Here is a 6000-nt window from a genome sequence, read left to right as displayed (position 1 = left end):
TATTTCTGTACGATGAGCAGGCAAAGTTTTATGCAAAGTTTGAGAAAGCAGTACGGAGCACCGGCTACAAAGGAGTGATTGTGGGCAGTTGCTGGCAGGCGGGTTCAGGCATAGCCCACCTGCTAAATTTGTATGCTGATTATGGAGCAGGTGCTATAGACCGGCATAACTATTCGGGTGGGGGCACGGGGCACCGCCTTACTACAGGTAAAGTAAACAATGCCCCTATGATTAGTCACCCTGGTAGCGGCTTGTTAAGCACAGGCTTTCAGCAGGTGGCAGACAGGCCCTTTTTTATATCGGAATGGATGAGCCTTATACCAAACGAATGGACAGTGGAAAGTGCGCCAATTGTGGCTGCTTATGGTTTGGGATTGCAGGGCTGGGATGCATCTTTCGCTTTTGCTATGGATTACTCCCACTACACGCCAACTGTGCAAAGCGGGCATGGTGTGTACAATGTTACTTCGCCTACCCAACTGGCTTTGTACCCCGCGTTGGCTACCATGGTGTACCGCGGCGACCTTAAAAAAGCTGATGTGATAGCTAACCGCAATGTACCTGTTGCAGGATTGATGAAAGGGGAGTTGCCATTTTACGAAAAGGTAGAACAGGAGTCCGACATCAAGCGATTGCAATCGTTGGTGCCTTTGGAAGCGCTGGCTGCGGGTAGGGTGGTGCTCACCTTTGCAGATAGTACAAAACAGTTACCCACTGTTGTAAACAAATTGCCTGCCGCTACCAATAAAACGGTACGATCAACCACGGGCCAGTTACATTGGGATTACAGAGACAGCGGCTATTTTACTATTGATACAAAGGGCACACAGGGAGTTGTTGGATTTTTACCACAACAGCCGATTCAATTGGGTGATGTAACCCTCAAATCTTCCAATCAATTTGCTGTTGTGTTGGTAACAAGCCTGGATAAAAAGCAGCCGATTGCCACTACAAAAAATATATTGATCACCACAATTGCAAGGGCACGAAATACCAATATGCAGTACAATGCCGATCATACTCAACTGCTGGCAGTAGGTGAAGCGCCGGTTTTGTTAGAACCTGTTAGCGTTCACCTAACCCTAAAACGCAAACGGCCTATGAATGTATTTGTACTGGATCATATTGGAAACAGAACAGGGCAACAGGTTTTGGTAAACAATGGAAAGATGATACTGGATGGAAGCAAGTATAAGACGATGTATTATGAGGTGGTTTATTAAGTAAAAATTAAAAAGTAAAAAGGGGAGAGATAATGAATAATGAATAATAAATAAGGTGAAAAACTTGAAACGGAAAAGATGAAATATGAGAGAGAATGAACAGAGTATCCGATTGCCCGGGCCGGGAGAAAATGGGTTATGGGGCGGATATTGTTGTTACCTCCGAGGCCTTTATGTACAACTATAACATGGCCAATTTTTATCGCAAAATCGTTAGGGATTTTGCCAACCAGCAACAGCCCGATGGAGGCATTACCGAGATTGCTCCGTATACCGTTATAGCAGATCGCGGTTATGATTTAGAGTCGGGGCCCGTTAGGTTGGCAACACGCCTTTCCTTACCTGCAAAAAAAGCTGTACGAGTTTTATGGCGACAAACAGGTGATTGAAGAAAATTATGCAGGCATCCAAAAGCAGATGGAGTTTTTAAAGTCGAAAGAAGTAAGCGGACTTTTTCATTGGGATATCAATGCTTAAGCACTCACCCCCACCTCCATCCCCGCCTGAATCAACTTCTCCGGCGTAATGGGCAAATCACGCATCCGTTTGCCGGTGGCATTAAATATGGCGTTGGCAATGGATGCGGCTACGCTGGTAATGCCTAATTCACCAATTCCTTTTACGCCCATTTTATTGGCTATTTTATCCTCTTCGGGCAAAAAGACTACATCAATATTGGACATATCCAGGTTAACGGGTACATGGTAATCGCCGAAAGAACGGGTGATGAAATTGCCGAAGTTAGGCTCTACTTTTGTTTGTTCGGTCAAGGCCATGCCGACCCCCATGGTTATGCCGCCTATAATTTGACCGTACGCAGTTTTGGGATTTAGAATTTTTCCGGCAGACCCAACATTTACCATTCTTTTAATGCGGTACATCAAGCTATCCTTATCTACCCAAATTTCGCAAAAGTTGGCCCCGAACGAAAAGACTGAATGATTTTTAAATGCTTCGGATGGCTCGGCACTTCCCTCGGCCTCAAAGGCTTTTAATTGATTCTGTTTTAATAAATCAACTATAGCTACCTCTTCTTCTTCTTTTATGTTTCGGTTTGCTTTGAGTGTTTTGATGGCCTTTTCGCAGGCAGCCATGGCAGCGTTACAAAAAGAGGCCGCACCCCACGAACCGCCCGAACCAGGTGTTGGCGGAAAATCAGAATCTCCCAATTGCACCGTAACCTGCGCTACCGGAATACCGAGATATTCTGATGTAGTTTGTGCAACAATGGTATAACTGCCGGTTCCAATATCGGTAGCATCCATCTGTAAGGTGGCGTTTACTGTATCGCCATCCAATGCCAAAATTACTTTAGCGTAGGTTTTTAGATAAGGCGATTCTCTTGATGCTGCACTTACGCCATAACCAATTAACCAGTTACCATTTTTATTGGTGCGGGGCTGCATTTTACGGTTTTTCCAGCCAAACTTTTCAGCGCCAATATGTAAACACTCAACCAGTAACCGCGACGAAAATGGTCTGTTGGTACTGAGGTCCATTTGCGTATCATTTTTTACCCTAAAGTCTATGGGATCCATCTTTAATTTCCACGCCATTTCGTCCATGGCACACTCCAACGCAAAACTTCCGGTGGCCTCCCCGGGTGCCCGCATGGCAAAAGGTGTTTGAAGATTCATGGGCATCAACCGGTGTGTGACCAGGTTGTTAGGCACCTTGTACAGCATTTGTGACACCATGCCGCATGGTTCCTGGAACTCCAATGTTGGCGAAGTGTGGGACAGCGTTTCGTGAGATAACGCAGTAAGTATTCCATCTTTTTTGGCACCTACCCGCATCTTCTGTTCGTTGCTTTGCCTCATTCCGGTATTGGTAAACATCTGCGGCCGGGTAACGGTAACCTGCACCGGTTTGCCCACCATTTTAGCAGCCATAATTGCCATAATTACATGGCGCTCCACATTTAATTTAGACCCAAAACCACCCCCTACAAACGAGGCAATAACTCTAACATTTTTTTTAGGAATTTGAAAAGTATCGGATATGCAAATGGTAGCATCTCTAACAATTTGCTGACTTGCATAGGCCGTCACTTTACCATTATCCCACGAGGCAATTACTGCGTGCAGCTCCATAGGATGATGGTGCTCTATCGGCGTATTGTAGGTAACCTCCACCACCTCATCTGCTTCGGCAAGACCAGCTTTAATATCGCCACGGGAATAATCTGATTGTTCATTTGGCTTGTAAGCCTTACCTCTTGATTTATCAAAATTGATTGCAGGATTTTTATCTTCTTTATAATTGAATTTTACAAGCCGTGCTGCATATTGTGCCTGCTCAAAAGTTTCGGCCACTACCAGCCCAATATATTCGCCATAGAAATGAACCTTATTGCTTTGCAAAACCGGAGCAATACTGGTGGTAGAAAGTTCCGACATTTTTTTATCGAATGCTTTCAGCTTTTCAGCATTTTTAAAAGTGATTACCTTTAAAACGCCGGGCAGTTTTTCAGCTTCGGAAGTATCAATTGAAACAATTTCGCCTTTTGCTATGGTACTATTAATTCCCTGGGCATACACCTTATTTGGCACCACAAATTCTGATGCATACTTAGCCATTCCCCTCACTTTCAGGTGGCCTTCTACTCTGTCAATAGCGTTTCCTACCCCTGTTGTGTTCAACTTATTCTGCATAAAAAATATATTTATTTGTTGGGTCTATGCTTCTCTTTCGTAAGCTTGTGTAAGTGCTCTCACAATGGCCGCCGTGCCCATTTCAACCTTGTATTTGTTTTCTTTAAATGGCTTAGCGTCTTTCATTTCCATTGCTGCAGCCGCTCCAAAAACCGCCTGCTCCGGTTTTTTGCCTGCCAGGTAGGCTTCGGCTTTGGTCAGCTTCCAGGGTTTGTGCGCTACCCCACCCATGGCAAGCCCGGCTTTGGTTATAACACCATTGTTTACCTGCAAACCGGCAGCTACAGATAGCAAGGCAAAGGCGTAGCTGGAGCGTTCCCTGATCTTCAAATAATAATAATGGTCTGAAAAAATCGGCTTCGACAAATGAATAGCGGTAATTAATTCTCCCGCCATAAGGGTGGTATCTTTTTCAGGCTGGCTGCCCGGCAAGCGGTGAAAATCGTTGAAGTTGATCATGCGGGATGAACCACCGGGTTTTTGTACTTCAACCATGGCCCCAATGGCGGCCAATGCCACACACATATCTGATGGGTTCACTGCTATGCATTTGTCGCTATAGCCAAAAATGGCGTGTAAGGCATTCGACCCATTTATAGCACCACAGCCAGTACCCGGCTGCCGTTTATTGCAGGGCATAGCGGTGTCAAAAAAATACGGGCAACGGGTACGCTGCAATAAGTTGCCGCCGTTGGTGGCCATGTTTCGTATTTGGGCAGTAGCTGCAGACAGCATAGCCATACTAAGCAAAGGATATTTTGTGCGCACATCCCGGTTATTGGCCGTGTCTGCATTGTTGAGCATGGCACCCAACGTTAAACCACCATCTGCGTTGGAAGTAATTTTCTTATAATCCAGATTGGTAACATGGATCAATTGGTCGGGGCGTTCCACATCTTCCTTCATCAAGTCTACCAGGTTAGTGCCGCCTGCCAGGTAATGCGAGGTAGGGCGGGAAGCCTGTAGCGCCTGTTCCTTAGTAGTTGCACTTGTGTAAGCGAATGGTCTCATGATCGGTTTATTTTAAAGTTTTGAATGCTCAGGCGATTGAGAAGCTGTTATATTTTTTTTGATACCAGCTTTGGTTTTTTATGGGATAATCGTTGCGTCGCAATCCCTGCCCGTCCGGTCAGGCGGGCGTTCGTCTTTTGGTTATATGGCATCAACTTTAGCTGCCTGCCCCGTTCGACCATCCTATGTTAGGTACTCATCACACTAATGTCAAAAAAAAGATAACCACAGAGTGCACAAAGAAAGAAACACGGAGAAATGCTGCAATTTTTCATTCAACATTCAAAACAAAACGTTTTTGTGTCCTCTGTGAAAGACTCTTGTTTTCGTTGTAGTAAATATCTTAAGCGCTCTTCGCCTTGTCCATTTGTTGCTGCGTAGCAAATTCCCACGTAGGCATCTCCGCATCGCCTGAATGCACTTGTTTAAACGCCTGCACAATATTGTTGTAGGCTCCGCATCTGCAGATGTTGCCCGACATCCGTTCCCTTATTTCTGCTTCCGATAGCTTTAGATTACTTTTTATCTTTTTGAAATCCTCCGTTACATAACTCGCATCTCCATTTTTTGCTTCTTCCAACAGCGCTACGGCAGAGCAGATTTGCCCCGGTGTACAGTAACCACATTGATAACCATCGTGTGTTATAAATGCCTGCTGCATGGGGTGCATGTTTCCATTGGTAGCCAATCCTTCAATGGTAGTGATCTCTTTGCCCTCGCAGGTGGCCGCTAAGGTTAAGCACGACAGTTGCCTTTTTCCATCAATAATAACTGTACAGGCACCACACTGTCCATGGTCGCAACCCTTTTTGGTTCCGGTAAGCGCCAGTCGCTCTCTCAGTGCATCTAATAAACTCGTCCGGGAGTCCAACGCAAGTGGTTTAACCACATCATTCACCCGCAGATTTACTTTTATTTCGTTCATAAGAACACTGGGATTATCGGGCAGCTTTTGCATAGTGCCGGCAAGTACCTCCGAAGTAAAATAATTGGAAGCCAGCACACTTAAACTGGCTGCGGAAAGCTGTTTCAAAAACTTTCTCCGGTCGCTTCCGTTCAAACCCAATTGGTGGAGGATTGATTCTTCGTCGGGGCTTAAATTATCTGCATCT

General features: G+C 45.3%; 6 protein-coding genes. 3 read left to right on the top strand and 3 right to left on the bottom strand.

Translation table 11 applies throughout. From position 1 onward, the window contains the following. The 3 genes from H7254_RS08540 to H7254_RS21460 form a co-directional block, all read left to right on the top strand. The coding region (locus H7254_RS08540) for a hypothetical protein (RefSeq protein ID WP_301932570.1) at positions 1–1223 on the top strand (1223 nt) is incomplete at its 5' end. 95 nt (positions 1224–1318) lie between these two features. Further along, positions 1319–1612: a hypothetical protein gene (locus H7254_RS08535; protein ID WP_301932569.1), complete on the top strand. Its 294-nt coding sequence runs from the start codon at positions 1319–1321 to the stop codon at positions 1610–1612. Continuing rightward, positions 1566–1700, top strand: a complete 135-nt coding sequence (locus H7254_RS21460) for a hypothetical protein (protein WP_367875430.1) — start codon at positions 1566–1568, stop codon at positions 1698–1700. Before H7254_RS08535 ends, H7254_RS21460 begins: the two co-directional genes overlap by 47 nt. On the opposite strand, the gene H7254_RS08530 is transcribed toward H7254_RS21460, so the two are convergent. From H7254_RS08530 to H7254_RS08520, 3 genes are all read right to left on the bottom strand, one after another. After that, entirely contained in the window at positions 1697–3877 is a 2181-nt protein-coding gene (locus H7254_RS08530; RefSeq protein ID WP_301932568.1) for a xanthine dehydrogenase family protein molybdopterin-binding subunit, read from the bottom strand. The genes H7254_RS21460 and H7254_RS08530 overlap by 4 nt on opposite strands. 24 nt (positions 3878–3901) lie before the next feature. Then, on the bottom strand, positions 3902–4888 hold the full coding sequence (locus H7254_RS08525) for a xanthine dehydrogenase family protein subunit M (RefSeq protein WP_301932567.1): 987 nt from the start codon (positions 4886–4888) through the stop codon (positions 3902–3904). A 343-nt stretch (positions 4889–5231) separates the two neighbouring features. Continuing rightward, positions 5232–6000, bottom strand: a 769-nt coding sequence (locus H7254_RS08520) for a 2Fe-2S iron-sulfur cluster-binding protein (RefSeq protein ID WP_367875429.1), incomplete at its 5' end; no start/stop codon positions are given.

Source organism: Ferruginibacter sp., from assembly GCF_014377975.1.
Lineage (GTDB): Bacteria > Bacteroidota > Bacteroidia > Chitinophagales > Chitinophagaceae > Ferruginibacter.
This window is presented reverse-complemented; position numbering and strand designations above follow the sequence as displayed.